General features: G+C 65.4%; 3 protein-coding genes. 2 read left to right on the forward strand and 1 reads right to left on the reverse strand.

Annotated elements, in window-relative coordinates:
• Positions 1-964, forward strand: a 964-nt coding sequence (locus JOY90_RS22570) for an NAD(P)/FAD-dependent oxidoreductase (RefSeq protein WP_291693326.1), incomplete at its 5' end; no start/stop codon positions are given.
• Positions 965-1341: 377 nt separating this feature from the next.
• Here the strand turns inward: JOY90_RS22570 and JOY90_RS40185 are convergent.
• The gene (locus JOY90_RS40185; RefSeq protein WP_367276982.1) at positions 1342-1722 is read right to left on the reverse strand and encodes a TOBE domain-containing protein; all 381 of its coding nucleotides are present in this window, start codon (positions 1720-1722) and stop codon (positions 1342-1344) included.
• On the opposite strand from JOY90_RS40185, the gene JOY90_RS22575 reads away from it, so the two are divergent.
• Positions 1706-2799 (forward strand): IS256 family transposase (locus JOY90_RS22575; RefSeq protein ID WP_291693327.1); only part of this gene is annotated, 1094 nt, incomplete at its 3' end. The two genes, JOY90_RS40185 and JOY90_RS22575, sit on opposite strands and share 17 nt — an antisense overlap.

The following is a 2799-nucleotide window of genomic DNA, read 5'->3' on the forward strand; positions in this document are numbered from 1 at the left end:
CGGCACCGCGTTTTCGAAGTTCTATCACGCCGCGCCAGATCTCCGCGGGCGTTTCGGATGCTGGGCGATCGCCGAAGGCGGCATGGGCTCGGTCACGCGGGCGCTTGCGCGCGCCTTGCGGAGTTGCGGCGGCGCGATCCGGCTCAATGCCCCGGTGGCGCACATCCTGTTCCGGCGCCGCCGTGCCGCCGGCGTGGTGTTGGAGAGTGGCGAGGAAATCGAGGCCGACGCCGTCCTGTCCAACGCCGATCCGAAGACCACCCTGCTCAAGCTCACGCCCAAACAGGCGCTGGACGACGGGGTCCGAGAGAAAGTCGCGCGGCTCGACGCGAAAGGCTCGGGCGTGAAGATCAACTTCGCGCTCTCGGAGCTGCCAGACTTCACGTCGCTGCCCGGTACCGCGATCGGGGCGCAGCATTGCGGGGGGATTATGGTCGCGCCCTCAGTCGATTATTATGACCGCGCCTGGCAGGAAGCCAGGGAGGGGAGGCCCGCAACGCGGCCGTTCAGCCAGATGATCATCCAGTCGGCCACCGACCCTACGGTCGCGCCAGAGGGGAAGCACACGCTGTCGCTCTGGTGTCACCACTTCCCTTACGCCCTCGCCCATGGCGATCTCGACGTCGAGCGCGAGAAAATCGCCGACCGGATGACGGACGTTTTGACCGAACTCGCACCGAACTTTCGCAGTTCGGTCCTGGCTCGCCAGACCTTCGTTCCTGCTGACATCGAGCGCGTCTACGGCATCGAGGGAGGTCAGATTTTCCACACCGAACTGGTACCGGGCCAGGCGCTGTGGAACCGCCCGATCCCCGGCCGGAATGGACACGGCGATCTTGTCGCCGGCCTTTATCTCTGCGGCGCGGGTACGCATCCCGGCGGCGATGTGAACGGCGCGCCCGGGTACAATGCCGCACGCGCAGTGCTGGGCGACGTCGGGTCCGCCCAGTTGGCGGGGGCATGAGCATGCTCCGGGCGTTTATCGCCGGCGCAAGCCGCGGGATCGGCGCCCCCGGTCGCCCGCTTCGGCGCACGTGACGGTTGACACGTGTGCGTGAACTACGTGGCGCAAGCCGATCGGGCGCAAGAGGTCGTGGCTCGCGTCCACGCCAGCGGCCGGCAGGGTATCGGCGTCGCTGGCGACGTGGCGCAAGAGCAAGACGTGCTGAGACTGTTCGCTACCTGCGAGGAGGGCCTTCTCCGACGGGGCTCCTCACGTGTTCCTGGATCCGTCGGGCAATAACGTCCAGCTCGAGGAAGTGCCGTTCAACACGGCCACGAGCCGAGTCTTTAGATCGAGGCCGGGCTGTCCGATCATTGCCCATGACGCGGCCAATCACATCATCGCTCCCGTAGCACGCGCGCCTTTTTTGGATCGATTGTGATCTGGACCTCGCTCCCGTTAGGGACGAGTGCCGCTCCGGCAGCATGGTCGTGCATTACAATCTCATCGCTTCCAACGAGCAGACGGCGCCTAGACACTGATCCGAGGTAGACCGAGCTAATCACTCGGGCCACTAATCGGTTCGGGCACTCTCGGGTCGTGTCCCCGGTAGTGGTGTAGGAGCTGTGGGTAAGTCGTCTGCCGCCGCGACCGGTAACGAGTCTGGCGGTGGCGGGCGACTTATCCACAGCGGTGGTCACCGCGATGGTGCTGGGTAGGGTTGGGTTGCTGACACGCAACACTGACCCAAGGACCACCCCGATGACCGACGGCAACATTGCGCTTCGGACGCTGCTGGAGAAAGCGTCCGACGCGACGTTTCTGCGTGAGATGATCGGCTTTGCCGCCGAGCGTCTGATGGCGCTGGAGACCGAAGCCCTGTGCGGGGCAGCTCCGGGCGAACGCAGCGCGGACCGCCTCAATCAGCGCAACGGCTACCGCGACCGCGACTGGCAGACCCGGGCCGGAACGGTCGAGCTGCGCATCCCGAAACTGCGGCGCGGCAGCTACTTTCCGAGCTTCCTCGAGCCGCGCCGCATGGCGGAGAAGGCGCTCACCGCGGTGATCCAGGAGGCTTACATCCAAGGCATCTCGACCCGCTCGGTCGACGAGCTGGTCAAGGCGCTCGGCCTGGAAGGAATCAGCAAGAGCCAGGTCTCGCGCCTGTGCGAAGACATCGACGAGCGCGTGCAGACCTTCCTGCAACGGCCGATCGAAGGGGACTGGCCGTATGTCTGGCTGGACGCGACGTATGTGAAGGCCCGCCGCAACCACCACATCGTCTCGGTCGCGGTGATCGTGGCCGTCGGCGTCAACACCGACGGGCGTCGTGAAGTGCTCGGCATGACCATCGGCCACAGCGAAGCCGAGCCGTTCTGGATCGAGTTTCTTCGCTCACTGGCCCGCCGCGGCCTGCGTGGGGTCAAGCTCGTGATTTCGGACGCGCACGAGGGCCTGAAGACGGCCATCACCAAGGTGCTCGGCGCCACTTGGCAAAGGTGTCGCGTGCATTTCATGCGCAACGCGCTGGCCTATGCCGGCAAAAGCCAACGCCGCATCGTCTCGGCCTGGATCGGCACCGCCTTTGCACAGGATGACGCCGCCACCGCCCGCAAGCAGTGGCGCGAGGTCGCCGACCAGGCCCGGTCTCGTCTGCCAAAATTGGCCACGCTCATGGACGAGGCAGAAGCAGACGTGCTGGCCTACATGGGCTTTCCCGTTCAACATCGGGCCAAGCTTCACAGCACGGATGAGATGGACAAGCTCAAGTTTTCGGTTCGACCTCGTTTTTCTGTTCGGTCAAGAAGCGCCGTTTTCCTGCCCCGGCCAGGATCGCAACCGCGTCGCGCACAGCC

It is taken from the genome of Bradyrhizobium sp. (assembly GCF_019242285.1).
Classification (GTDB): domain Bacteria; phylum Pseudomonadota; class Alphaproteobacteria; order Rhizobiales; family Xanthobacteraceae; genus Bradyrhizobium.